At 35.5% G+C, this 24,620-nt stretch carries 22 protein-coding genes and 1 riboswitch; of the genes, 13 read left to right on the top strand and 9 right to left on the bottom strand.

Annotated elements, in window-relative coordinates:
• Window positions 1–126: 126 nt before the first annotated feature.
• The 5 genes from katG to TYM08_RS00505 all read left to right on the top strand — a co-directional run bounded on the left by katG (window position 127) and on the right by TYM08_RS00505 (window position 7,608).
• Window positions 127–2,322, top strand: a complete 2,196-nt coding sequence (gene katG / locus TYM08_RS00525) for a catalase/peroxidase HPI (protein WP_422381018.1) — start codon at window positions 127–129, stop codon at window positions 2,320–2,322.
• 145 nt (window positions 2,323–2,467) lie between these two features.
• Entirely contained in the window at window positions 2,468–3,277 is an 810-nt protein-coding gene (locus TYM08_RS00520; RefSeq protein WP_422381017.1) for a hypothetical protein, read from the top strand.
• Between the two features lie 79 nt (window positions 3,278–3,356).
• Window positions 3,357–3,608 carry a hypothetical protein gene (locus TYM08_RS00515; RefSeq protein ID WP_422381016.1) on the top strand — a complete coding sequence of 84 codons (252 nt, stop codon included), beginning with the start codon at window positions 3,357–3,359 and terminating at the stop codon, window positions 3,606–3,608.
• Window positions 3,609–3,895: 287 nt separating this feature from the next.
• Window positions 3,896–4,684, top strand: coding sequence for a UDP-2,3-diacylglucosamine diphosphatase (locus tag TYM08_RS00510; protein ID WP_422381015.1), 789 nt, complete (start codon window positions 3,896–3,898; stop codon window positions 4,682–4,684).
• Between the two features lie 242 nt (window positions 4,685–4,926).
• Window positions 4,927–7,608, top strand: a complete 2,682-nt coding sequence (locus tag TYM08_RS00505; protein WP_422381014.1) for a hypothetical protein — start codon at window positions 4,927–4,929, stop codon at window positions 7,606–7,608.
• A gap of 63 nt (window positions 7,609–7,671) precedes the next feature.
• Here TYM08_RS00505 and TYM08_RS00500 read toward each other — a convergent pair whose 3' ends face one another.
• The 4 genes from TYM08_RS00500 to TYM08_RS00485 form a co-directional block, all read right to left on the bottom strand.
• Window positions 7,672–9,048, bottom strand: coding sequence for a phospholipase D-like domain-containing protein (locus TYM08_RS00500; RefSeq protein ID WP_422381013.1), 1,377 nt, complete (start codon window positions 9,046–9,048; stop codon window positions 7,672–7,674).
• A gap of 126 nt (window positions 9,049–9,174) precedes the next feature.
• A complete protein-coding gene (locus TYM08_RS00495) occupies window positions 9,175–10,068 on the bottom strand; it encodes a hypothetical protein (protein WP_422381012.1) in 894 nt (297 codons plus the stop codon).
• Between the two features lie 184 nt (window positions 10,069–10,252).
• Window positions 10,253–10,921: a tRNA-uridine aminocarboxypropyltransferase gene (locus TYM08_RS00490; RefSeq protein ID WP_422381011.1), complete on the bottom strand. Its 669-nt coding sequence runs from the start codon at window positions 10,919–10,921 to the stop codon at window positions 10,253–10,255.
• Between the two features lie 192 nt (window positions 10,922–11,113).
• Window positions 11,114–11,581, bottom strand: coding sequence for a 6,7-dimethyl-8-ribityllumazine synthase (locus TYM08_RS00485; protein ID WP_422381010.1), 468 nt, complete (start codon window positions 11,579–11,581; stop codon window positions 11,114–11,116).
• Window positions 11,582–11,721: 140 nt separating this feature from the next.
• A riboswitch (FMN riboswitch) is annotated at window positions 11,722–11,876 on the bottom strand.
• Window positions 11,877–12,128: 252 nt separating this feature from the next.
• On the opposite strand from TYM08_RS00485, the gene TYM08_RS00480 reads away from it, so the two are divergent.
• The 4 genes from TYM08_RS00480 (at window position 12,129) to TYM08_RS00465 (ending at window position 14,299) form a co-directional block, all read left to right on the top strand.
• Window positions 12,129–12,278, top strand: coding sequence for a hypothetical protein (locus TYM08_RS00480; protein ID WP_422381009.1), 150 nt, complete (start codon window positions 12,129–12,131; stop codon window positions 12,276–12,278).
• Between the two features lie 44 nt (window positions 12,279–12,322).
• Window positions 12,323–12,454 carry a hypothetical protein gene (locus TYM08_RS00475; protein WP_422381008.1) on the top strand — a complete coding sequence of 44 codons (132 nt, stop codon included), beginning with the start codon at window positions 12,323–12,325 and terminating at the stop codon, window positions 12,452–12,454.
• A gap of 237 nt (window positions 12,455–12,691) precedes the next feature.
• A complete protein-coding gene (locus TYM08_RS00470) occupies window positions 12,692–13,276 on the top strand; it encodes a hypothetical protein (protein ID WP_422381007.1) in 585 nt (194 codons plus the stop codon).
• A 126-nt stretch (window positions 13,277–13,402) separates the two neighbouring features.
• Window positions 13,403–14,299, top strand: a complete 897-nt coding sequence (locus tag TYM08_RS00465; protein WP_422381006.1) for a TIGR01777 family oxidoreductase — start codon at window positions 13,403–13,405, stop codon at window positions 14,297–14,299.
• Window positions 14,300–14,310: 11 nt separating this feature from the next.
• On the opposite strand, the gene TYM08_RS00460 is transcribed toward TYM08_RS00465, so the two are convergent.
• The 3 genes from TYM08_RS00460 to TYM08_RS00450 are packed head-to-tail and all read right to left on the bottom strand — an operon-like array spanning window position 14,311 to window position 16,072.
• Window positions 14,311–14,772: a hypothetical protein gene (locus tag TYM08_RS00460; protein WP_422381005.1), complete on the bottom strand. Its 462-nt coding sequence runs from the start codon at window positions 14,770–14,772 to the stop codon at window positions 14,311–14,313.
• On the bottom strand, window positions 14,769–15,014 hold the full coding sequence (locus TYM08_RS00455) for a hypothetical protein (RefSeq protein WP_422381004.1): 246 nt from the start codon (window positions 15,012–15,014) through the stop codon (window positions 14,769–14,771). Before TYM08_RS00455 ends, TYM08_RS00460 begins: the two co-directional genes overlap by 4 nt.
• Window positions 15,015–15,067: 53 nt before the next feature.
• Window positions 15,068–16,072, bottom strand: a complete 1,005-nt coding sequence (locus TYM08_RS00450) for a hypothetical protein (protein WP_422381003.1) — start codon at window positions 16,070–16,072, stop codon at window positions 15,068–15,070.
• 347 nt (window positions 16,073–16,419) lie between these two features.
• Here TYM08_RS00450 and TYM08_RS00445 point away from each other — a divergent pair, with 347 nt between their 5' ends.
• Window positions 16,420–16,869: an SRPBCC family protein gene (locus TYM08_RS00445; RefSeq protein WP_422381002.1), complete on the top strand. Its 450-nt coding sequence runs from the start codon at window positions 16,420–16,422 to the stop codon at window positions 16,867–16,869.
• 77 nt (window positions 16,870–16,946) lie between these two features.
• On the opposite strand, the gene TYM08_RS00440 is transcribed toward TYM08_RS00445, so the two are convergent.
• Window positions 16,947–17,291, bottom strand: a complete 345-nt coding sequence (locus TYM08_RS00440) for a hypothetical protein (RefSeq protein WP_422381001.1) — start codon at window positions 17,289–17,291, stop codon at window positions 16,947–16,949.
• 1,123 nt (window positions 17,292–18,414) lie between these two features.
• Here TYM08_RS00440 and TYM08_RS00435 point away from each other — a divergent pair.
• The 3 genes from TYM08_RS00435 to TYM08_RS00425 all read left to right on the top strand — a co-directional run bounded on the left by TYM08_RS00435 (window position 18,415) and on the right by TYM08_RS00425 (window position 24,206).
• Window positions 18,415–22,197: a G8 domain-containing protein gene (locus TYM08_RS00435; RefSeq protein ID WP_422381000.1), complete on the top strand. Its 3,783-nt coding sequence runs from the start codon at window positions 18,415–18,417 to the stop codon at window positions 22,195–22,197.
• 570 nt (window positions 22,198–22,767) lie between these two features.
• Window positions 22,768–23,754 (top strand): transposase, encoded by a 987-nt coding sequence (locus TYM08_RS00430; protein WP_422380908.1) that lies wholly within the window; start codon window positions 22,768–22,770, stop codon window positions 23,752–23,754.
• Window positions 23,755–23,927: 173 nt separating this feature from the next.
• Complete coding sequence (locus TYM08_RS00425) at window positions 23,928–24,206, top strand: hypothetical protein (RefSeq protein WP_422380999.1); 279 nt, start codon at window positions 23,928–23,930, stop codon at window positions 24,204–24,206.
• A 195-nt stretch (window positions 24,207–24,401) separates the two neighbouring features.
• Here TYM08_RS00425 and TYM08_RS00420 read toward each other — a convergent pair whose 3' ends face one another.
• Entirely contained in the window at window positions 24,402–24,608 is a 207-nt protein-coding gene (locus TYM08_RS00420; RefSeq protein WP_422380998.1) for a hypothetical protein, read from the bottom strand.
• Window positions 24,609–24,620: the final 12 nt, after the last annotated feature.

Raw genomic sequence — 24,620 nt, 5'->3', positions numbered from 1 at the left:
TTTTGATAAATGCAATGCTTGTTTATCAAAATCATGTTTGGATCTGACCCTAGGTTAAATGTAACGACATTGAATTTAACTATTTTGAATTTAACTATTTTGAATTTAACCACATTGGAGACAAATATGAGTGAATCGCAAGGCAAGTGCCCAGTTATGCATGGTGGAAATACAACCGTTGGGGGGCGAGGTACTAAGAATGTAGATTGGTGGCCAAATCAATTAAATCTTAAAATTCTGCATCAAAATGACACAAAGTCGAATCCAATGGGTGTCGACTTTGATTATGCTAAAGCATTTAATGCATTGGATTTAGCTCAAGTTAAACAAGATATAAAAATGATGTTAACGGACTCTCAAGATTGGTGGCCTGCTGACTTTGGGCATTATGGACCGTTTATGATTCGAATGGCCTGGCATGCAGCTGGTACTTATCGAGATGGAGATGGGCGTGGCGGAGCAAGCACAGGCAACCAGCGTTTCGCGCCACTTAATAGCTGGCCAGATAATGGCAATTTAGATAAAGCTCGTCGCTTAATTTGGCCGATTAAACAAAAATATGGGCAGGCATTATCCTGGGCCGATTTGTTTATTTTGACAGGTAATGTGGCATTAGAATCTATGGGGCTTAAAACCTATGGATTTGGTGGTGGACGTGTAGATATATGGGAGCCTGAGGAAGATATTTATTGGGGAGCTGAAAAAAAATGGCTCGACAATGAGCGTTATCGTGGTGAGCGAGAACTAGAAACGCCGCTTGCTGCGGTACAAATGGGGCTTATTTACGTCAACCCAGAAGGCCCAGATGGTAAGCCAGATCCATTAGCGTCAGCAAAAGATATACGTGAAACGTTTGCTCGAATGGCGATGAACGATTATGAAACTGTTGCATTAACAGCAGGTGGCCACACATTTGGCAAAACACATGGTGCGGCACCTGACTCTAATTTAGGTCCTGAGCCAGAGCGTGCTCCATTAGAAGAAACGGGACTTGGCTGGAAAAATACGTACAAAAGCGGCAAAGGTTCCGACAGTATTACAAGTGGCTTAGAAGGTGCCTGGACGCCAACACCCACTAAATGGGATATGAGTTATTTTGATGTTTTATTGGGCTACGATTGGGAGCTACACAAAAGCCCAGCCGGTGCACAGCAATGGCGAGCAATTGATTTAGCCGATAAAGATCATGCGCCAGATGCGCAAGACAGTCATAAAAAGCTGGGCTTAATGATGTCCACAGCGGATATGGCTATGAAAATGGATCCAGAATACCGAAAAATATCTGAGCATTTTCATCAAAACCCCGAAGAGTTCGCCCAAGCATTTGCTCAAGCTTGGTTTAAATTAACTCATCGAGATATGGGACCAAAAGCTCGTTATTTAGGAGCCGAAGTCCCATCTGACGATTTGATTTGGCAAGATCCTTTGCCAGAAGCGGCCTATGCTTTGGCCGATGAAAATGACATTGCTAACCTTTCAGACCAAATATTAAACAGTGGTGTAAGCCACGAAGCATTGATATATACAGCATGGTCATCTGCATCTACATTTAGAGGCTCAGATGCCCGTGGGGGTGCAAATGGTGCACGTATTCGCTTAAGTCCAATGAAAGATTGGGAAGTGAATAAACCCAAACAATTGGCAAGCGTACTTGAAACGTATCAACGCATTGCTGAGGAATTTACTCAAAACAGCTCAACTAACCAATCCATTTCGATAGCGGATTTGATCGTATTAGGAGGGAATGTTGCGATTCAAGCGGCGGCTAAAAAGGCCGGGGTTAATGTAGATGTGCCATTTACAGTAGGTCGTGTGGATGCATTACAAGAGCAGACGGATATTGAATCGTTTGCTGTTCTAGAGCCTGTTGTGGATGGGTTTAGAAACTACAGTCAGAAATCTTACACTATTTCAGTTGAAGAAATGTTAATAGACAAAGCACAATTATTAACATTAAGTGCGCCGCAAATGACCGTGTTAGTGGGTGGGTTACGAGCATTAAATTGCAACTTTGATTCTCAACATGGTGTACTCACCCAAAATCCAGGTGTATTAAGTAATGAAGTGTTTGTTAACTTACTTAGCATGGACTATAAATGGGAGCCTGCTGATAAAGAAGCTGAATTATTTAACGGGTTAGAGCGTAAAACGGGCACTAAAAAGTGGAGCGCGACAAGAGTGGATTTATTATTTGCTTCAAACTCTCAGCTTCGCGCCATCGCTGAAGTGTATGCTTGTCATGACTCACAACTAAAGTTTGTTAATGACTTTGTTACAGCTTGGACAAAAGTGATGAATGCCGACCGTTTTGCGGACAAATAATAGTCAATAAATGCAAAATTTTCCCAGACCGATAACAGCGATGATATGGGTCTGGGAATATTGCTAAATACATCAAAACTGATCTAAATCAAATAAAACGCCGTATACACCTTTCAATACACACTTATTAACTATGAAATTCAATATGAAATATTTATGCACCACATTTTGTCTATCTGTTTTACCCTTTGCTTCTTTGGCCGAACAACAGGACTTAACTGAAGTCGAGACACTTCCAGTACAGAGCCAGATTGTAGTTTCTCAGGATAATTCAATATTGGAAGTGCAGTTAAACGACAAAACAAAGCAAACAACAGACATGTCACAGGAAGATGAATTTGCACCAACTGCCCTTTCAACTTGGTCGGCATCTGCTTTTTATCTGTATAACGCCTCAACTGAAAAAATGTTATTGGTGCCTTCGCCTGGTTTCGAAAAAGGTGGATTTAAAGCCAATGCACAATCAGCAAGCTACACACCCGAAAAATTTTACGATTTTGAGACAAGCGCTTCCACCAATTGGACTTTGGGTGAAGATGCCAAGCAAAATAGTAAATTATTATTTCTAGCCAATGCCTCAATTAAACGTCGCTTAGTTGTAGCTGTGCCCTTTTTAGAAGTCAGCCAAGGCTTGTCCTTTAAAAAGGATTATTCTCAACTCAGCATCGGTGCAAGCTCGTTTATACCCACGCCTTGGTTTTTTGTCCTGCCAAAATACACTGCTACTTATAGTAACGACAATATGAACGAATTTGCATATGGCGTAAAAGAAAACGGTTGGTCTTCAGGCTGGAGTGTGACTGCATTAAAACCTATTAATAAAAATTGGACATTCTTAGCAATTTATAGCGCCAAAAAACTTGAAGCAGACTTACTTGCAAAAAGTAGCCAGAGTGAATCTAATCAATCATTTATGATGATTTTGAGTTATCAATTTAATAAAAAAGAATCGTAATAAATATAAATCCAAAAAAATCTTACTCATTGCCACTGGATATCCCGATATCAAATAAATTATGTAATTAGGAGTTATCATGAATAATGAATTAGCCGATGTAGCAGTAGAGCGTTCACAATTAAAACAAACAACCATTGAATTACTAGCTAAAGCAGATGGCTCACCGATTGCGATTTTAAATAAAATCGATCCAATTGCTTATATCATCAGTGCAGACATTTACAATCAAATGCTCAGCGAATTAGATGAATATGGACTATCCCTGATTGCAGAAAATCGCAAAAAAAATGCATCTAAAATTCATGCAATTCAAGCTGAAGATTTATAACTAAGCTTGAATCTAAGTTGGAGAGCTAACTTGGGACATCCAGTGCGCCGAGATAACTCGGTAAAATGTAGTTGAATTAGAGTTGAATTAGAGTTGATCTAGAGCTGTTAAATAATAAAACGTTATATTCAAATTTCAAGAATATTTTTATTTTGTCCCCCCTATTTACAAAGGTTTTTAAGTGTACAAAGGTTTTTAAGTGACTTTAAACCGTCATCAAACAATCATAAAACCGTCATAAATGTACTAGAAAATACTTAGAACATTATTGGTAAAAGGGGATTTACATGACTCAACATATACATGCTCGAACAGTTTGGATTTCAGATGTGCATTTAGGCTTTAAGGATTGCCGCGTTGATTATTTGGCCAGTTTTTTGAAAAACGTGAAATGCGATACCTTGTATTTGGTTGGCGACATTATTGATTTATGGGCAATGAAAAAACGATTGTTTTGGCCTAAAGAACATTACGAAATATTAATGTTACTTTATCAATTAGCCGAACAGGGTACACAAGTGATTTATGTTCCTGGTAATCATGATGATCCTGTTCGTAAGTTTGCAGGACAAAATATGGGACCAATTAAAATCATGCATGAACACGATTATCAAACTGTAAAAGGAAAAACGATATTGATTATGCATGGCGATGCAATGGATGCTTATGTGCAACACTCGTGGCTAACAAAAATAATTGGCGAAGTGGCGTATCGAACATTGTTACTTGTGAATAGATGGACAAATCGAATTCGTAAATGGATGGGCAAACCTTATTTTTCTTTGTCGTATCAAATTAAAGAAAATGTAAGTGGCGCAAAAAAAGCCATTGAAGAATACAAATCACAATGTATTAAAAATGCTAAGCATCGTGGTTACGATGGTGTGATTTGTGGACACATTCATTATCCAGATTTAGACATCAGTGATGATTTTATGTACGCCAATACAGGAGATTGGATTGAAAACTGCACCGCATTAACGGAAGATTTTTCTGGAAAGTTTCATTTACTAAGTTGCATTGAACAAACTCAACTGCATGACAATCATATTAAAAATGAAGTTCACGTCGCGTAAACACTGTTTTACACTATAAAAAATAGACACGGATGTCTGTAAGTTTTTATATATCAAATTTTAAATTTGGCTAGTGACTCATCAATCGGTATGATGCCTATCCAAGAATCAGTCGCAAGAATCAATATGTCCAAGAAAGGATAAAATGTCCAAGGATAAAAGTTAACTCCCTTTTCTTGCCGGCTGTGTTTAATTCAAAAATACATTGCAATCAAAATAGCCTTCAAATTATGAGCCGATTTATGAAAACTATACGACTATTTTTTATTTTTACCCTTTTAATGTGTCAGTCCTATATGTCAATTGCATACGATGCATGGAAGCAAATTGAGTCGGATCAATTTCGAGTGATTTTTCAAGAAAATGTTGAATCAGAAGCAATACGAACATTACAACGCCTTGAAGCATATACAATGTTAAGTCTTCAAGATTTGCCATTGGAAAATAAGAAATTAAGAAAAATTGATATCATTATTTATTCATTAGCTCATGAATCAAATGGAAACGTGGGAAATGCTCCTTCTGTATCTCGTTGGTATAACCGTCCTGGAAATTTTGCTAATGGCGAATGGCTAGATATTTTAGCGGTTCATGAAGGTCGACACATCGTTCAGTTTAATCAAGTTTATGATAATGCATTGGGGAATCTTGCCTATACATTGTTTGGTGAAAATGGATCATCATTGTTTGTTGGTGCATTAGTACCTTATTGGTTTTTAGAAGGCGATGCGGTTCAAGCTGAAACCAAATATACACATGGTGGTCGAGGTCGAACAGCAAGTTTTGATTTGTGGTGGCGTACAGATTTAATTGAAAATGGTTTATACAATTACGACAGAAGCATGTTAGGTACCGATTTTGATCGCGTGCCATATTTAAGTCGATATGTACTTGGGTATTTTTTAACAGGGCACATAAATGAAAATTACGATGAATTGGCATTTGATAAAATCCTAAAAAATACAGGTAGATTTTCTGGCTTTACCTTTGATGCCCAAACTCAAATCCTTACAGGAAAAGATCTGAATCAATTGTATCAAGAAACATTTGATACTCTAAAGCAAAAATGGCAAACCCATATTGATACATTAAATATAACACCCATTGAGCCATTAGTTGAGCAATCCAAAGATCATTGGCAATCTTTATATCCTTTTTATTCCCAATCCAATTCAATCTATGCGTTGCAAATTGATATCCAACAAGGTGAGCGAATCGTTGAAATCAAAAACAATCAAAAAACCATAGTAATGGATGCGCCAAAGTCTATTGCATCTGGTTATTTGAGTAATGCTAAATCCAAAAATATAACTTATAACGGAAGTGAATTTTGTTGGATAGAAACGATTGCCCATTCATTAAAAAATTATGAATTGTCTGGCGATATATTTTGTGGACAATCATCAAAGTCGTTTAAACGAATTACTCAAAATGATAAATTAACATCAGTGATCCAATTAGAAGATGGCTATCTTGCACACCGCTTTACAGCAACGCGAAAAAGCGTATTAGTGAAATTTGATAAACAAGGCAATGAGAAAAATCAGTTTGAATTATTAGAAGGTTCATTGGTTGTGGATATGTCACAAACTCAAAATGAAATAGTATTTGTATTAACTAACTCTGACAAAAATGGCATTTATAAAGTTGATAAAAATTTAACCACATTAACTGAAATAATGACAAATTCTGCATCAAATATACGCTCGCCAATATTAATCGACGACTGGGTAGTGTTTACATCGGATCAGTCAAGTATTGATCAAGTGCTTGCTTATTCTTTAATAAACAACCAAGTGTACGAATTGATTACAAGTAAATTTGGTGCATATTATTTAAATTATAATCAACAAACTAATCAACTTGTTTTTTCTGATTACCAAAGTTTTGGACAACAATTGTCAAGTGTCGAACTTAAATTTCCAGATATCACAACTAATGAAATACCGCCTATAGAATTTGGCTTTGCCAAACATACTGAATTTGTTTTTGATCCAATTAAAGAAGTTAAAAATGAACCATTCGAAGCATTTGAAGTTAATAATTATAATCGATTTACAAATCTAATAAATGTGCATTCCTGGAGTGTCAGTTTTGGTCAAGATGGGTTAATTGGAAATATACAATCGTCGGATATTTTTGAAAAATTAAATATCGATTTGAGTATGGGTTACGACTTTTTTAATGAAATGACAGTAGGTCAATTACAAACTAATTATCGATTTGATTCTGGGTTAAATTTTAATAATAACATTGTATCAAAATACGAAGTGAAACAGTTTGAGACCGCATTAGCGTTACCATTTAAATTTAATCAATATAATAAAGGCATTTCAATCACGCCTTCAGTTGGTTTGTTATTTGATGAAAACGAAAATGATAAATTAAACGTTTCACTTGATTATACAATAAGATCCTCAAGTGCCATTCATGCAATCAGGCCTAAGTTTGCTATGCATGAATCGCTTTATACAGACATTGATATTGATGGAGCAATACGAGTTTATAATTTAAGTGATTTTGTTATGAGAGGTTTGAGTTATAAGCATGCCTTTGATAATAAAATTGAAGTGCAATGGTTAGATGACAATCAAACCACGTTAATTAATCAAGATTTAGTATTGTCAGAAATTACAAACGACGGATTTTCATTGCAAACTCATAGTGCATATCGTGTAAATTTGGGTGCAATTGGGCAGTCATTTACAAGAGCGATGTATTTGAGAAATATGGAGGTGGGATTGCATTTGCGTAATCAATTGCAAGGTGATGAATATCAATATGCAGCGGGTTATTCAGTTGGATTTTCGTTAAATTTATTTCGTAATGAGCACCTTATTATTAACCCTGAGTTTTCTATGTACTATTCGTCCGACACTCAAGATTCAAAGTTTAGAGTCGGTGCAACACTTGCGAATCAATAATATTCAAAGTTAAAAAAAAGCAGTGATTATTATTTCACTGCTCTTTTAATTTAAGAAACTAGATTAATATAAACTAGCAATTAAGGAGGTTAATTGATTTATGATTGTTCTTCCTGTTTTTGGTGTTGTGCATTCAACCAGTTTAGCTTGGTTATATGTTTCTAAAAATAACTCACTGATTTCATCACTGAATTTTTCATCGTTTACTTCAATATTTGCTTCGTAATTTCTAAATAAACTTCTTAAATCTAAATTTGTAGATCCAATGACAGCTACATCATCAATAATAATGATTTTAGTGTGATCGAATTCTCCCGTTGATACGGCGCACGGAACATGATTGTCAGTTAATTCATTTAAAATTAATTGATGAGCGTTATCTACAAGTTTTGAGTCAGATATTTCAGGAATTAATACTTTTACATCTACACCGGTTTTATGCGCATTAATGATGCTGGTTCTTAGAATATCACTTGGAATCATATAAGGCATCCAGATGTACATTCTCTTTTGTGCGCTAAAAAATAAACTATTTAAATAATCATTATATTGAAAGTCTTGAGCAATCGGATCAGAAAATGTAATTCTTGCTGGACAGGCATTTTTTCCAAAAACTTCGTTTTCTTCGTGGCCATGATGCTCGTCACTTTCATTTTGAATTTCAAAACGTTCGCCCGTTGCATCTTCGTATAAATCAATAAAGGCATATTTCATTTGCTCAACAACATTGCCTTTCACTAAAACTGAAATATTGCGTGCAAACTTTTTAGAGGTGGAAATGGTTTCATCGCGAATATTATGTGAACCAATGATTCCTGTGGTTTCATCAAATATTGCTAATTTAGAATGCAGTCTTTTTTCAATATAAAGTAATGAATGTAAAAGAGATTCACGAAAGATGACCGTTTTAAATGGCAATCCTAAATATTCTTTTCGATTTTTGCTGCTTAATAATAAACCACTGCCAATTCGATCAACTAATAAGTAGATTTCAACACCACGTTCATTAGCTTCATATAATCGAGTGATGAGCGCTTCTTTTGCATCACCTGATAATATGTAGGTACAAATTAAAATGGAATGCTTAGCTTGTTCGACTTGTTTTAATAGCGCTGGAATAAATTCATCATCGCGAAGTACTGTGTGTTCTTCTAATTTATCATATGCAAGAAAACCATTTGTAATACCAATAGACTCCAAAATTTGAGCCGATTCAACTAGGGTTTCGTTTTTGTGGACATGATCGTGTGGCGCTTCATTATGTTGATGTCTTTCACTTTTACGTCTAATTACCATGGTTAAGTAAATTATCGAGCCAGCAAACGGCACTGCCCAAATGGCTAACAACCAGCCTATACTGGTTTCTTTTAGGTAGGTTTTTTTAAGTAAGAAGGAGCTAGTCACTAAGGACAGCGAAATGGAGAAGATCCAGAATATCATTTTTAATTGCCTTTTTTAAATGAAAGGCCAAGTATAATCTGTTTACGACATGATAATAAAATGATTTATTTTACTTGAAAAAATTTCAAGACAGATATTGTGTCTGTCTTGAAATTAATTTGGAGATTAGAATATTACAGTTAAACCAACAGCAAGACCTAGTTCAGCAGATTCTTGAGTGCTAATGCCTGCCTCAGTGTAAGCGGTAATTTCTTTATGAAGTGCGTATTCACTGTTTGCGTAGATTAATAGCTCAACATCCCCTTCTTCAGGAATGATTTGACCTACGCCGCCGCCCACTGTGATTTTATCTGTAATAGACAGTGCACTGGCAAATTCGATGACAGACAAATTATTATCAGTAGTTGTATCCATGCTGAATGAACCCCCTACGTAGAATTTTTCTAATGTGTAATAAGCGCTGTAACCAAAGTAAAATACGGTGTCTGTCGCTGCATTCGCTTTTTGCACTTGGAATGTACCAGCTGCATCAAAATCCCCAAGCAAACCTGTAAAATACATATCAAATGATGAGCGATCAGTATCGTGATCTGCAAAATCGTAAGAAACAGCAGCATTAAACTTTTCTTTTGTGTAGGCCACTTTTAAAACTTCTTGTCCACTTGTTTCACCTAACGAACTGCTAGGGCCAAAGGTTTTACTACGGCTGATACCAAATGCACCAGAGGCGTAAGAATGTTTTCCTGCGGTTAATGAGAAGTCGTTATAGTCGATACCCACATAACCTTCACTTAAATCAGTTGAACCGTTAGTAAAGGATTGTAATTTTAAATCGCTGTACACAACCATGTCGTTGTCTAATGTATACGTCGGTTTGAAATTAAAATAGGCGTCGGTCACTTTTAGCGTCAACGGCGATCCATCAGGTGTGTCATCAATAATATGAGCTGTCACCGCTCCAGCAACTTCAATGATAAAGTCTTTATCGTTTGTGAATATTTGTGATTGAGCTGAAAATGCGGTTGCACATAATGTGCTCACTAGAAGCAGTTTTTTCATTTTGAAATGCCTGTATTGAGAAGCTACGGTTGAGCAATAAATCGTCATAGACGGGAATGTTGTGAGTTTACCACTCTAATTTTTGTGACTCAATACGCTTTTTTATATGGAAGGAATATGCACTGTAATGGGTGAGTAATCTTGTGGTTTTGTGTGTGCAGTGCACCAGTGTGCACAAAATACATCATTTATTTTTAAATTGATTGATGTCTTGGATTTTTAATTCACAGAATCGATCAAGTAATTGATAACAAGGCTCAATCGGATAATCTTCTAAAATATTCAAAGCTATGACACTGGCCTCTAACGTAGATCGAAAATGTGCTTCGCGTTTTTTACGAATTTGATAAATAGAAGGTGATTGATCTAACTTTAAATGAAAGCTTTGAAATGAGTGGAGCCATTGATTAATTAAATACATTTTTTTGGATTTTTTCCAACTGGAGTCAATCACAATTAATGTTAAAGGTTCTGCAACTTTATAAGCCTGCTGTTCTTGCAAAGCAGCCACAGATTCTAACTCAATACTTTGATCAGATGGATACAATAAAAATGTATTAGCTCGCGAAAGTCCTTGTAACTGTACGAAGTCATTAGGATCAAATTGTTCACCAACGATAATTTGAGTATTAGGGATATTAAGCGTTAATAATTTAACCGTGTTTTTATGATGCTTGGCTTCTTGTGGGTGTTGTAGCACTAATAGCTGAGTTCGACTTGGCAAAGCAGAAATGCTGTCACACAAACAATGAGTTGATAACATCGCACAACCAGAGCAAAAAGCGCGTTGTGTTTGCTTATGAGTCAGAGTAGGTGTCATTGAATCATCAGAAGATGGAATTGACTTACTCATATATTCTCTACTTTTAAATTTAGTAAAATAGTGGGCTTAAAAATCCAGGGGTCGGATCCAAAAAATTTGCTTTGCTCCTTAACGCCCAATTGAATGCCCTATAGAAATAGGTATTAAGCATTGCGGATAAGCATGCATTAATAATTGGATCCGACCCCTGGGTGCACGTAACACTATGAAGCTTATTGTATTTTAGTATTGCGCGACTTTTTCTTTTAATTGGATAGCTTGATCACAAGCATGGCCAAGTTCTTTGCCTTTTTTTACAAAATGCGTTCTGTAAAAATCCAAATGTTCAGAGTGTTCTTGGAAATGATGTGGCGTTAATACGGCCGTTACTACCGGAACCAATGTTTCCAGTTGCACTTGCATTAAACCCGTACAAATTGCTTGAGCGACGAAGTCGTGACGATAAATGCCACCATCTACGACCAAACCACTTGCTGCGATTGCTGCAAATTTACCAGTATTAGCCAGTAATTTAGCTTGTAGTGGAATTTCATAAGCGCCAGGAACTGAAATGACTTCAATATTGTCGGCATTATAACCACGCTCAACTAACGTGTCGCGAAACCCTTTAAGGCATTGTAAAACGATGTCTTCATGCCATGACCCATGAATGAAGGCGATTTTTTGTGTTGCAGGATTAAAATTGTTCATGTTCTATGCTCTGATTCAAAATACGACTAAATGAGTTCTATTAATAATAGAAACCCTCAAAAGAATCAGGGTGAACGAATAGCTTGTTAATCATCAGGCACGCAAAACTATTGCGATAACACTGAATAAACACCCAAACTAACCATTCTCTCTCATCCGGACTATAACCGTCGGCTTTGGAATTACACCAAATCTGCTGACCTTTGAATATTAAATAAAGCGATTCAAAGCGCTCGCGGGCTTAGATTAGATCTTTACCGCCGGTGGGGAATTACACCCCGCCCCGAGAACTGTGCTTAAAAAGCGGCGCAATATTACCTAAATTAAGGCGTAACTTCCAGCTAACTACTTGAAATGATAGGTTTTCATTTCCCCTCACCATGAATTTGGGTTAGCTGTATCAATTGCATAGTTAAACATAGCCTAAAAATTAGCCAGGGGTCAGATCCATTTTTTTGATAAGTTAGATAAAACCAAAGGTTATTAAAAAATGGATCTGACCCTCGGCTGTTGCTCGGTTGTTGTTGTGATCGTTTTAAAACATTAAATGGATCCGACCCCAGGCTGGTTTGTTTGTATTAATAAACAAACTGGTGAAAAGCTTTGGGGCACTAAGCTAAAGCGCTCAACCATCACTAATGTGTATTATGAGGATGCAAATATTTATGCATATTCTGGTGTCATTTATTTTGTTTAAATGCACAAGATGGGCAGATTATTTGGGCCAACACATTAAAAGGTATGGGGTATAGCACCAGCATTATTGCAAGTGGCCAACAAAATGATTTGGTGATCGCAAATCAGGTAGCTGCACAGCAAGCGGCAATGGCTGCAACAACTGTGACCAACAACGATGACAGTAACTACAAATAATTCAAATAGTTAATACTTTTTATATTGTGAATGAAAAATAGTCAGTAATTTACATTCCATGCAACAAAATCGCTCTTTTTTGTAAATAATATGAAAAGGAGCTTAATGAAAAAAAACGTTATATTAACTTATTTTGTGATTTCCTTATTTGATGCACAATTGTTGCAATATTTTGTCTCATAATCACTTTATCGATTTAATAAGTCGAACTTAAATTACATCAATGAGGCAAAAGCTATGAATAAATCACTATTAAAAACTACATTAAAAACAACTTTAGGTCTTACTTTAACAGTGGCTGTGTTATCAAGTGCGATGATCGCGCATGCAAAATTCGATAGACTGGATGACCTAAATCTAACTGAAACCCAAATTGAACAATTAAAAGAATATCGCGAAACTAAAAAAGAAATGCGCCAAGCGCAAAAAGAATCGCAAATCGCTGAAGATAAAGCAGCTTTAGAAGCGTTTTTAACCCCAGAACAAGCCGATGCAATTTTAAATAAAATGGACAAACACCATGGCAAAAACAACGGCAAACATAAAAAAAATGGCAAGGGTAATAATATTTTAAAAATGGCGAACCAATTAGAGTTAACAGAAAATCAAGTGGCTCAAATTAAAGCAATTTACCAAGCAAAAAAAGTTGAAAAAATAGAAAGCTCCGAAAAACCAAGCAAAGAAGAAATGAAAGCAAAACATACAGAAATTCACTCTCAAATTGAAGCAGTATTAACCAGTGAACAGGTTGAAAAATTAAAAGCGATGCAGCAATCGCATCAATCCAACAAAGAAAGAAAAATACAATCTCAAGGTGAGTAATCATCATTAAACTACTTCCCCCTTCAAGGCCTGATTATTCAGGCCTTTTTTGTTTGTTTGAAACACTTTTGATTTTCATCTAAATGATGGATTTGATCGTAAACAACTCAATTAGAGGTAATGTTTATGAATATTTTAATCACCGGTGGCACAGGGTTTATTGGAACAAAATTGTGTGAACGTTTATTGCAAGATAAACATCAACTTGTTGTGTTAACCAGAAAAACGCAATCTGATTTTTTCAAAACAACCGATGTCAGAGCAATATCAAGCATCAATGAATTAACACCAGAAGATACTTTTGATGCTGTCATTAATTTAGCTGGTGAGCCGATTGCAGATAAACGATGGACTCACACAAGAAAAAATATAATTCTTCAAAGTCGCATTCAAACCACTCAAGCGCTCATTGATTTTTTTAAAACAATGACAATCAAACCTAAGTTGTTTATCAGTGGCTCTGCAATTGGCTTTTATGGCATGGGTGTAAGCGATGCCACCATTACAGAACAAGATATTGGTGATCATAGTTTTTCAAGTCAACTTTGCCAACAATGGGAGCAACAAGCGTGGCAGGCCGATCAATTGGGTATTCGTACCTGTCTAATACGTACCGGCATTGTATTAGATAAAAATGGAGGCGCTTTAAATAAAATGCTACCGCCATTTAAATTAGGGGTGGGAGGAAAAATAGGCAGTGGAAAACAATGGATGTCATGGATTCACAGAGAGGATTTGGTCGGCATTATTTTGCATTGTATCGAAAACCAAACATTAAACGCAGCGATTAACGGATGCGCACCCAACCCTGTGACAAATAACGAGTTTACAAAAACATTGGGTAAAGTTTTAAATCGACCAACTATTTTTTCAATGCCATCATTTGCAATAAAGTTATTGATGGGAGAAATGGGAAATGAATTATTGTTAAATGGAAAAAAAATTGTTTCCACTAAACTTGAGAAACATGGTTATCAATTTAAATATGTCGAACTTGACGATGCGTTACAAAATTCTATATGAGTGTAAGGAATCTATTTAAGTTTATCCGTTAATTGTTTAAAGACATAGGTTCCTGTATCGGCTTGATATAGGATAATAAAATTATACTTGTCAGAATCATCATGCCCAGTTCCATTGACGAATCCTGTTATTTCAATTGCATTACTTCCTAAATAACGACATTCAATATTCTGCAATGTCAGTTCAGTATGATCATTATTTATTTCACTAATACTCAGTCCATGTAAAATTTCTAAACCCGCATCGCCCATTTTGATGCTGTCCAAAAATATCATGTCACCACCATAGGTGTAAGATTGAATCAGTCTTACTTCGCCTACTGTATTTTTTGTTGAAAATTGACCACAGGTCGTGATGCTTCTAATGGTTGCAAATAACGAGTTGTGGATTTCATCATATGCAATGACTCTACCTAATGCGTGACTATAAAATGCGCTGATTAGTAGTAAAAATAATAATGTTATTTTTTTCATATTTTATCCTTTGGACAGGCCAAGTTTGAATTGATCAAGTTTGAATTGTGTGTGTCATCAATTATATCGTTAGCCCAAAATATTCCACGCCCACCTAGCCCTAATAAAAACAGAAGTATTGTTAAACCTAATATGGGTTGAATCTTCGCTTTAAAACCATATTTGTATTGTTCAAACCAAGGGAAAAACAAAAATTGAACCACCAAAAAAACAGGAATCGCCCATGATGCATGTTTGAGCATCAAGAGGATTCTTTCTTTTTTTGTGTATAGTGGTGCGTATTCATCCATTCTGATTAATTCACTGCGGGAAGTAATTTGCGAATTTTTATGGGTAATTTTTTAACAATAAATGATCGAGTTGTTTGCCAAAATACAGATAACAGCAATAACATTGCCCCCATAAATAATCCTGTTAATGCAAAACTATATCCAACATCACCGTAATTTTTCAAAATGGTGGTTAATGCATAAAGCACATAAGCTAACGAAGAGACCATAAAAGCACGACGATCAATGGCAATGGATAATGTCGTCATTATTAAATATAAAATAACCACACCAAGCATATTTAACATGTTTTCATTTCCATCCATTACGCCCAAACTTGTAAAGGCAGGATGAATGAATAATGGCGCAGCAATTAAATGACACCAAAAAGCAACATCCGATTTATTGGTGATGCGCTTAGTGTCTGATGCATCCCAATACATGGCTAAAAAGAAAGTCGCAATACCGCAAATAGATAATATTGTCAGTATCCATTTTTCTTCATTTGGAAAAATACTTATAAAAATTGAAACGATTAATGCAATCAACGCAACTGTACCCGCTGCGATAGTAATGGGCACTTTAAAGCGTTTCCAATGAAAAAATGCTGCAATCATCGAGGCAGACGTGGCTAAAATAATAGAAAATAATGAAGGGTGCGAAAGGTCTGATGACATCGAAATAACAAATGAAAAGACCCCGCCTACAAAGGCAAATAGTAATAAGATAGCAGGTAGTGCCATTTTTCTTTTCAAAACAAAAATTTCAGCTAACCACCAAGATGTCGCCACAAATATAATTAATCCAAAAAAACCAGTAATAGGAATCAATACAAAAAGGGATGAAAATAAAAGTAAACAGCATGCGATCACGACAAATATGTCGTTGAATCCGCCAATCATATTGAAATTTTCTTCATCAGCAGAGATTGTATATTTTGAGTCGGATACCGTGTGGCGAAATTCATCTACAGCGGATGCGGTAAATATCCCTTTTTGTATTGCCTGATTTAAGTCTTCATCTGTATACATATTGATCCTTTAAGGTGAAATATTTGTGTATTGTTGATGGGAAAAGCCAAAATTTATATTCTAAAGTAATATGGCTAAATAAAATACTTGCCATTACAAAGTTTAATATTTAAACCGATGCCTTCTTCAGGTTAATGTAATTCTCAAAAAGTCATGCGAAACAGGTTTGCTACTTGTCAGGTTTTGGTTTTGGTTTTGGTTTTTGGGCTAGGGATAGGGCTGGGTTTAGTTCTGGAATTGTTTGATTCAAAAAAGAACAAACCCCGCGCACTTTAAATTAGTATTGAAATACCTTTAAATTATGCTAATTTAACTACTCAACTTTCTAACAATAATTAGTGACCATCATGAAAATGAAAACCTCAATTATGATCGATGCGCCAATAGATGTGATTTGGCAAAAAATAACAGACATTGAACATTGTGCTGACACCATTACAGGTATTATGAATGTTGAAGTGTTAGAGCGTCCAGAATCAGGCTTAGTGGGTTTTAAGTGGCGCGAAACCCGTAAAATGTTTGGTAAAGAAGCAGATGAAACTATGTGGATTACTCATAGCGAAGAAAATCACTTTTATCAAACTCGGGCAGAAAACTCAGGCGCGGTTTATATCAGTGTCATGAAAGTTCAAAAGAAAGGCACATTAGTTGAATTGTCAATGGAGTTTTCAGGCGAAGCGCAGACATTCATAGCAAAAATATTATCGTTTATTTTTACGCCATTGATGAAAAAGAGTATGGTCAAACTCATACAGCAAGATTTAGAAGATATTAAGCGAAGTGTCGAGTCACGGTAAACATAAAAGTAAAGTAATGTTTGAAATTCTAGAGTGAGTAACATCGTAGTTTTTTCACTCTAGATTTTATTTTTTAATTAACTTTTAACACCAAACTCATTGATGTTTAGGGAAAAGTCTTTATTGTCGCTTGCCACTAACCCAACGCCTTGGGCGTATTTATATCGAATGTCGCTGATGATGACATTTGAATCAATCAAATTAACAATATAATCGCTTTCTGCTAGGTCCATAATTGTGGTGCGCAGTTCAGGCTTTCTAACAAATTCAGTTTTTTTATCATCGTAAATAAATACATAGCCCTCAATACGACACAACGCATCTTTTGCTGCTGTTACCGTTCCAATAAAATGTCGACGCATTGATTTTTCATATAAAGATCGATACATCACATGTACTTTTTCACCCACTTCAATGATCATGTAATTCTCCAAAAATAATAAAAGATTGTTATAAAATAATATAAAAATGTGAATTGAGTCTAACATGGAGAATTTCAATATTAATAGTTATTTTATTCAAAATGCGAGATTAGTTTTATTGTTTAAAATGGTGTCATATTTTCCGTGTTTAAAATAATGTCTTATCTTCCTGTTTAAAATTGATACCGACTAACTCCTTCAGGCTGACACAGAAATTTAAAACCAGTTTATTGTGAGTACCCAAATCAAATCAAAACAAACCGCCGACATAAATAACTCGATTATTTGTAGAAATTTTATGTGTCCACTTAATATGATTCTGAAAATTATTTAAGGAATCTCTGATTTAGAAAGTCCCGTATCTTGGTATGGATGCCAAAGATTAGAGTAATGCATGAGCAATTGCCGGGGCGAGCCATTTAGGCACAAATTGCTTTGTTGTTGGCAAGGATGCCAGTACTTAGGTTTTGCAAGAGCATAAAACCTGTCATTGCCTCGAAAAGGACTCGTCATTTAGCTTCGACGATCGCCGTGCACTTTGCGTCTAAATGACTCGCTGAAAAAATCTTTCTATTTCAGAGGTCCTTAATAACGAAGTATATTTTTTTAGGAATCTATGAAATAGAAATAGAAGTATTCATATAAACATCAACACTTACGTTACAAATAATAGAAGCCAGTCATCCATAAAAAAATTTATTTACATATATTTAAGGAATACAAACCCAAATATGTACTCAGACAAATATCAGTGGATATGATTTTTTTAATTAGTGTTAATAGAAATTTATTGTAAAAAAACACTATTATATAAGATTTATTACAAATTGTAGCAAATTGAAAAATTTGTTTTGTTATGTAGATTCTTTGTTAAATAACACGAGGTTTGTTAGATTAAAAAACTAACACGCAGAGGGTAAATAGTTATATTTTTCAATATATTAAGTATTTTTTTTCATTATATTATAATTATTTGAGAATTAAGGCGCATAAATTTTAATGATAGTTACTAATGAAATTCGATCGAGGTGATAACATTACTTTTAAAATAAAACTATAAATTAAAAAATATTTTTTAATTAAATTTTATTATTAGCAGACGTTGATTATTTTAGAGGTTGAAATGAAAATTAAAAACACTTTACCCAATTGCATTAGCAGTGTTGGAAAGTTTGTAAAATCGAGCATTAAAGATAACATCTCATTATTGATGATAATAACAAGTGTGGCTTTGGTGTCATGTCAATCGGACGATACTCAGCCTAATGGTATAGAAAATAACAACGTTAATTCGACCATTACCCAAAGCGACATATTAACTCAAACTGATTCTCAAGTAGATACTAGCAATGAGCAATCAAATATTGACACCAATAGTTTAACTTCAACCCAAACAACAATGCCTGTGGATACACAAACACAAACTGTCGCCACGGCTACAGACGACAATACTCAAACCAATACTAGTATTGAGACAAAAACAAACACGACTACAAACACTTCTGAAAATACAGCAACGAACACTCAAACAAATACAGACTCTACAACCGGTACTGACACTCAAACAGATACTTCAAACAACACAAACACAATGACCGATTCTGGTACTCAAACTGAAACTGAGACCCAATCAGAATTAATGATTCCTGAAGGTTATGCATTTATCGCTAATGAAGGCGATATGATCGAAGTCGATACGTCTAATTACAGTACGGTTAATCTAGCGTATGGCGCTTCTGACCAATTTGTTTTTCTTTTAGATCAAAATGAAAATGTTGGATGTTCTAATGCGTCTTTTGGATCAGATCCAATTAAGGGTGTTGTTAAAGCCTGTTATATACAAGTGATTGAATCCGATTTTGATTTAATGGAGGCACAAGCGTTATTTAAATCTAAAAATTGTACAAATTGTCATAGCGACGGGGCTCAATATACGAATTTAGCTTCTTTAATTGAAAACAATACCTTAATTTCAACGATTGAAACGTCAATGCCTACTGCTAATCCAAGCTTATGTGTTACAGATTGTGCAAAAACACTTGCTCAATATATTGAGCAGACATTTTATAATGTCGCGCCACCAATCGATCATGTTATTGATGTACCTGCAAATAAAATTGAAGCGGAAAGCTACATTAATGCCTTTGATACAACCGCTGAAAATTTAGGTAACTGTGGCCCTTCTGATCAAGCAGTCGACCAAGTGATTATTAATAACTCCAATGGCAGCGAATGCGCCATTGGTTACACTCAAAAAGATGAGTGGTTAGAATTTAAAATTCAATCAAAAACAAGTGGCAACTTCCAACTGGAGCTAAAACTTGCTTCAGCAAATGAAAACAAAAACCTAGCGATTGAAATTGATGGCAATCTTCAATCTACAGTCAGCGCCCCATCAAATGGTTGGACAGCCTATAGTACGGTGATAAGTGGTCCAATTGCATTAACCAGAAATAAAGTACATACATTGCGTTTATTGTTTGTAGAAGGTGGATTGAACATTGATCTATTTAATATCCAGCCTTATGAAGTTCCTACTGTTGAAGAACCAGCGTTACCAGCAGGGTTTAAAGTTTGGAGTGATCCTGAAACTTGGGGCGGTAATGTACCTGCAAATGGCAGCTCAGTGACCATTACTAAAAATATGAAAGTCATGTTAGACCAAAACATTACCCTTAAATCATTACAAATTAATGGTGAGTTACGTTGTGCAGAGCAAAACTTAAATATCACTGCTGATTCGATTATGGTACATGGTGAATTTACTTGTGGTACTGAATTAAAGCCATTTACAAACAAACTAAACATCACCTTAACGGGCGCTAAACCTGCCAATGTAGCAAAAGATGGCTCGGGTATGGGTACCAAGTTAATTGGTGTCATGATGGGTGGTGTGTTGAATTTGCATGGACAAGAAAGAACCAGCTGGATTCATTTAGATGAAACGGCTGCAAAAGACGCGCAACAAATAGTATTAAGTGAAACAACTGATTGGAGAGCAGGTGACCAGTTAGTGATTACATCAACTTCTCAAGACTATAAACAAGCAGAAACCGTTACTATTGAAAAAATAGACGGCCTAATTGTGGATTTAAAAGCCCCTTTAAAATATAAGCATTTTGGTGAAATTCAATCTTACTTTAATGACACACGCGGATGGGACGTGAACACTCGCGCTGAGGTTGGTTTGTTGACTCGAAATATTAAAATCAGAGGTGATATTCAGTCAAATGATGACAAATATGGTGGTCATGTGATGGTGATGATCAATTCACAAGCTTATCTTTCTGGGGTTGAAATGGATCGAATGGGCCAGTATGGCTTAAAAGGTCGTTATCCATTCCATTGGCACATGGTGCAAGATGCTACTGGACAGTTTATAAAAAATAGCGTGATTAAAAACAGTTATAACCGTTGTATCACCGTACATGGTACTCACAACACTGTTGTATCAGATAACGTATGTTACAAACATGTCGGTCACGGTATTTTCTTAGAAGACGGCATTGAGCAAGGCAATACGTTTGATCATAACTTAGTGTTATGGGCAACCAGACCTCCTGAGGCAGATGCGTTAATTCCTAGTGATTTTGAAAAAGGGCCAGCGTCACAAGGTCCGGCTTCTTTTTGGATTTCAAATGGTAACAATACCTTCACTAATAATGCAGCAGCGGGATCAGATGGCCTTGGTTATTGGTATGACACAGAAGATAAAGTAACTGGGGATAGTGCTGCATTAGCTGAAGCTAAAAATTATAATCCAAGAAAATCTGATTTTGCTAAATTTAAAGATAATACCGTGCATTCATCGGGTATGGCTTTGTCAATTTGTAGCAGAAGTGAAGGTCGCCCTGGTTATGAGCCAACCAATGTTAATGGTGCATTAATTGAAAACCTAACGGTTTATTTTGGTGGCATAGGCGCAATTTGGCCTTGTAACAGATACCACCGTTTTAAAAATATCAAGGTCTTAGACACTGGGTATTCAACGGGTATTAATTCTAAACGAGCGGCGTTTGTATCTGCCTTCCCAGCCTTTATTGATGATTCATTATTTGTTTCAAACTCTAAATTAGCGGGCAGTAAACCTGTTACTCGCGCAGCATTTGGTATTTATGATTTTGGTACTCGAATCACTAACACACACTTAGTGAATTACTCACAAGACAATGCGGACAGCCCAATGTTTGTACGAGTAGGTGGTGGTGTAACATTTATGTATCAAGGGGTGACTAATCTTACTCGTGATAACTCAGATTTGATGCTGTCAGTGGGTAATGAAAACTCTAGCAATGTGGCTACCTCAGCAAATGTTATTCGAGATTATGATGGCAGCATAAGCGGTAAGCCTGGTCGCTGGTCCATTACTCCTAAATCACCATTAATGATTGATGACAGCTGTGTGGCAAGTAAAGCGTCAAAAGATGATGGGGTATTATGTCCTTATTATTACGGCCAGCTATTAATTAGAACGAGTGATATCAATAAATTACCGGGTATTGCTACGACACGTTCTGACTTAGCGGGTGTCACAAAAAATACATTAATGCATGTCGCTCGTAAATTTTACAAAGTTTATATTCCGTTAAATAAAACCGATTATCATTTGGAATTAGATTTTGAAAATGAATTTACAACAGGCGCATTAAAATCATTAACCACGCTTCCATTATCCATGGAGTATGGTTATGAGGTTGGCGATACCGCGATGATTGCATTGAAGAACTTAAAACCAACCGCCAAAATTACTAAAACGGGTTGGGTGCAAGTTAATTCATTAAATGCACTGAAAAATCATGCTGGCCAAGCTTGGTTTAAATCAGGTAATGTTATGCATATCAAATTTAAAACAACTTCAAACTCTGTCCAGTTAGGTGTTAATGATAGAGTCGATATCCTTTTTTAATAAATAACCTCTATTCATTAAATCAAAGCCTGCTCATTAGCGGGCTTTTTTTTGATTTACAGATACGTTGCACTTTCCTAAAGAAAAGCTGTTAGGTCTAGAATCTTGACAAAAAAATACTGCATTAGGCTGATATTATTAAATTAATATCGGCCTTTTTATGGCTTGAATTTTAAAATGGAAATAGAGTGTTGCCTGAGAGTCATTGCAGTATGTGAATTAAATTTAAACAGAATTAAAAAGGAATTAAAAAGTAAGAATTAAAAAGGAAGAATTAAAAAGAAAGAATTAAAAAGGACAGGCTAAAGAATTAAAAAGAGAGCAATTAAAAAGTATCAATTAAAAAGGACAGGCTAAATAAAATAATTTGACAACCCTCACAATCGATCTATCATTTTATAAATATGGAACTTGAACTTAAAAGAAGAACTTAAAAGTAACTTAAAAGGACAGGCTAATTAAAATAATTTGACAACTCTCACAATCGATCTATCATTTTATAAATATAAAGACAACATAATTCAAATGGATTGAATTTGTTGTCATTTGATTAATCAATTAGGAATCAACATGACAAAAGCGAGAAAACGCCTAGTAAATTATACTGCTACTACAAAATACTTAATTACCTGCCGTTGCGTGCGTCGCGCATTTCTGTGCGGTAAAGATGAGTATACCAACCAAGATTTTGAGCATCGCCGTGCATGGGTTGAAGATATTTTATTAAAACTGCCCAGCATATTTGCAATTGATATCGCCTCATATGCAATCATGAATAACCATTATCATTTGGTGATTAGCGTGAACGTTAAACAGGCTGAGTCTTGGTCTGCTGCCGAGGTAATCAAGCGCTGGCATCAATTGTATACGGGTACGATGATCTCTAGAGCGTTTTTAGATGGCTCTAAACTCAACCCACAAGAACGTATTTTGCTAGCCGAAACCGTTGAAATTTGGCGTAATCGATTGATTAATATTGGTTGGTTTATGAAAAATATTAATGAGCCGATTTCTAGACTCTCAAATATTGAAGATAACTGCACAGGCAAATTTTGGGAGGGTCGATATAAATCAAAAGCGATTTTAGACGATGAAGGATTATTAGCCGCCATGGTTTATGTAGATTTAAATCCTGTGCGCGCTCAAATGACTAAAACACCTGAAGAATCTGAATATACATCAATCAAAAAAAGAAGTGAGTGCTTTAAAAAATCAAACCATTCTAATCTAGTAAAAGATCAACCGAATGATTTATTACCTCTTTCAAAACACTGTAAAACCCACATTCAAATTTCAACTAAGGCGTATTTAGAATTAGTAGACTGGACAGGAAAACAATGTGCAGAAAGTAAAAAAGGAAAAATCGATAGTGAATTACCCGACATATTAACTCGACTCGATTTGTCCGAAACGTTGTTTTTAAATGCGTCACTGAATATCAACAATAGCTTTGCTAACTTAATTGGCAAAGCATCCAGTATCGATCAGCATTTTTCTAAATTTGGACTCAAGCGAGCTTGTGGCTGGGTGAAATCATTAAGTGTTCTTGGGCTTTAGCTTCCTTTTTTATTATTCATACATATTTTATTAGCTTTTATTCGAATCAATAAATTTTGATTGAATTCCCTGCGCCTTCGATTTGAGCAATGCTCGATAATTGTAGCAATTCCCTCTGTGTGATCTCTTTTTTAACAGATTAATTTGTTAAGGCATCATATTTTCTAAAATATGTGCCTTATTTATTTTTAGATGTCATTGGTTTTTATTTAGTTGCCTGTCCTTGTTGTTGTTTAGATGTCATTGGTTTTTATTTAGTTGCCTGTCCTTGTTGTTGGTTTTTAACTCGACTCGATTTGTCCGAAACGTTGTTTTTAAATGCGTCACTGAATATCAACAATAGCTTTGCTAACTTAATTGGCAAAGCATCCAGTATCGATCAGCATTTTTCTAAATTTGGACTTAAGCGAGCTTGTGGCTGGGTGAAATCATTAAGTGTTCTTGGGCTTTAGCTTCCTTTTTTATTATTCATACATATTTTATTAGCTTTTATTCGAATCAATAAATTTTGATTGAATTCCCTGCGCCTTCGATTTGAGCAATGCTCGATAATTGTAGCAATTCCCTCTGTGTGATCTCTTTTTTAACAGATTAATTTGTTAAGGCATCATATTTTCTAAAATATGTGCCTTATTTATTTTTAGATGTCATTGATTTTTATTTAGTTGCCTGTCCTTGTTGTTGGGAAACGCGTCTTGGGAATTGATGATTCCGTCATTGTCGTCATCCTTATCAGCGGAATCCGTACCACAGGATGAAAACGTACCGACCACAATAATCGCTGCCATTAGGCTGGTGGTTTTGAATCGTTGTTTGAATGAAGATTTGTGAGTTGATGGTAAAATCAATGACATGTTGGATTCCTT

Origin of the sequence: Marinicellulosiphila megalodicopiae (assembly GCF_045862395.1) — a bacterium.
Lineage (GTDB): Bacteria > Pseudomonadota > Gammaproteobacteria > Pseudomonadales > Natronospirillaceae > Marinicellulosiphila > Marinicellulosiphila megalodicopiae.
The sequence above is the reverse complement of the archived record's forward strand: the minus strand, read 5'-3'. Positions and strand labels throughout refer to the sequence as shown.

Excerpts from the sequence above, each read along its gene's own strand:
- katG (WP_422381018.1), top strand. The coding sequence starts at position 127 with ATGAGTGAATCGCAAGGCAAGTGCCCAGTTATGCATGGTGGAAATACA.
- TYM08_RS00520 (WP_422381017.1), top strand. The coding sequence starts at position 2,468 with ATGAAATATTTATGCACCACATTTTGTCTATCTGTTTTACCCTTTGCT.
- TYM08_RS00515 (WP_422381016.1), top strand. The coding sequence starts at position 3,357 with ATGAATAATGAATTAGCCGATGTAGCAGTAGAGCGTTCACAATTAAAA.
- TYM08_RS00510 (WP_422381015.1), top strand. The coding sequence starts at position 3,896 with ATGACTCAACATATACATGCTCGAACAGTTTGGATTTCAGATGTGCAT.
- TYM08_RS00505 (WP_422381014.1), top strand. The coding sequence starts at position 4,927 with ATGAAAACTATACGACTATTTTTTATTTTTACCCTTTTAATGTGTCAG.
- TYM08_RS00500 (WP_422381013.1), bottom strand. The coding sequence starts at position 9,048 with ATGATATTCTGGATCTTCTCCATTTCGCTGTCCTTAGTGACTAGCTCC.
- TYM08_RS00495 (WP_422381012.1), bottom strand. The coding sequence starts at position 10,068 with ATGAAAAAACTGCTTCTAGTGAGCACATTATGTGCAACCGCATTTTCA.
- TYM08_RS00490 (WP_422381011.1), bottom strand. The coding sequence starts at position 10,921 with ATGAGTAAGTCAATTCCATCTTCTGATGATTCAATGACACCTACTCTG.
- TYM08_RS00485 (WP_422381010.1), bottom strand. The coding sequence starts at position 11,581 with ATGAACAATTTTAATCCTGCAACACAAAAAATCGCCTTCATTCATGGG.
- TYM08_RS00480 (WP_422381009.1), top strand. The coding sequence starts at position 12,129 with ATGGATCCGACCCCAGGCTGGTTTGTTTGTATTAATAAACAAACTGGT.
- TYM08_RS00475 (WP_422381008.1), top strand. The coding sequence starts at position 12,323 with ATGGGGTATAGCACCAGCATTATTGCAAGTGGCCAACAAAATGATTTG.
- TYM08_RS00470 (WP_422381007.1), top strand. The coding sequence starts at position 12,692 with ATGAATAAATCACTATTAAAAACTACATTAAAAACAACTTTAGGTCTT.
- TYM08_RS00465 (WP_422381006.1), top strand. The coding sequence starts at position 13,403 with ATGAATATTTTAATCACCGGTGGCACAGGGTTTATTGGAACAAAATTG.
- TYM08_RS00460 (WP_422381005.1), bottom strand. The coding sequence starts at position 14,772 with ATGAAAAAAATAACATTATTATTTTTACTACTAATCAGCGCATTTTAT.
- TYM08_RS00455 (WP_422381004.1), bottom strand. The coding sequence starts at position 15,014 with ATGCTCAAACATGCATCATGGGCGATTCCTGTTTTTTTGGTGGTTCAA.
- TYM08_RS00450 (WP_422381003.1), bottom strand. The coding sequence starts at position 16,072 with ATGTATACAGATGAAGACTTAAATCAGGCAATACAAAAAGGGATATTT.
- TYM08_RS00445 (WP_422381002.1), top strand. The coding sequence starts at position 16,420 with ATGAAAATGAAAACCTCAATTATGATCGATGCGCCAATAGATGTGATT.
- TYM08_RS00440 (WP_422381001.1), bottom strand. The coding sequence starts at position 17,291 with ATGATCATTGAAGTGGGTGAAAAAGTACATGTGATGTATCGATCTTTA.
- TYM08_RS00435 (WP_422381000.1), top strand. The coding sequence starts at position 18,415 with ATGAAAATTAAAAACACTTTACCCAATTGCATTAGCAGTGTTGGAAAG.
- TYM08_RS00430 (WP_422380908.1), top strand. The coding sequence starts at position 22,768 with ATGACAAAAGCGAGAAAACGCCTAGTAAATTATACTGCTACTACAAAA.
- TYM08_RS00420 (WP_422380998.1), bottom strand. The coding sequence starts at position 24,608 with ATGTCATTGATTTTACCATCAACTCACAAATCTTCATTCAAACAACGA.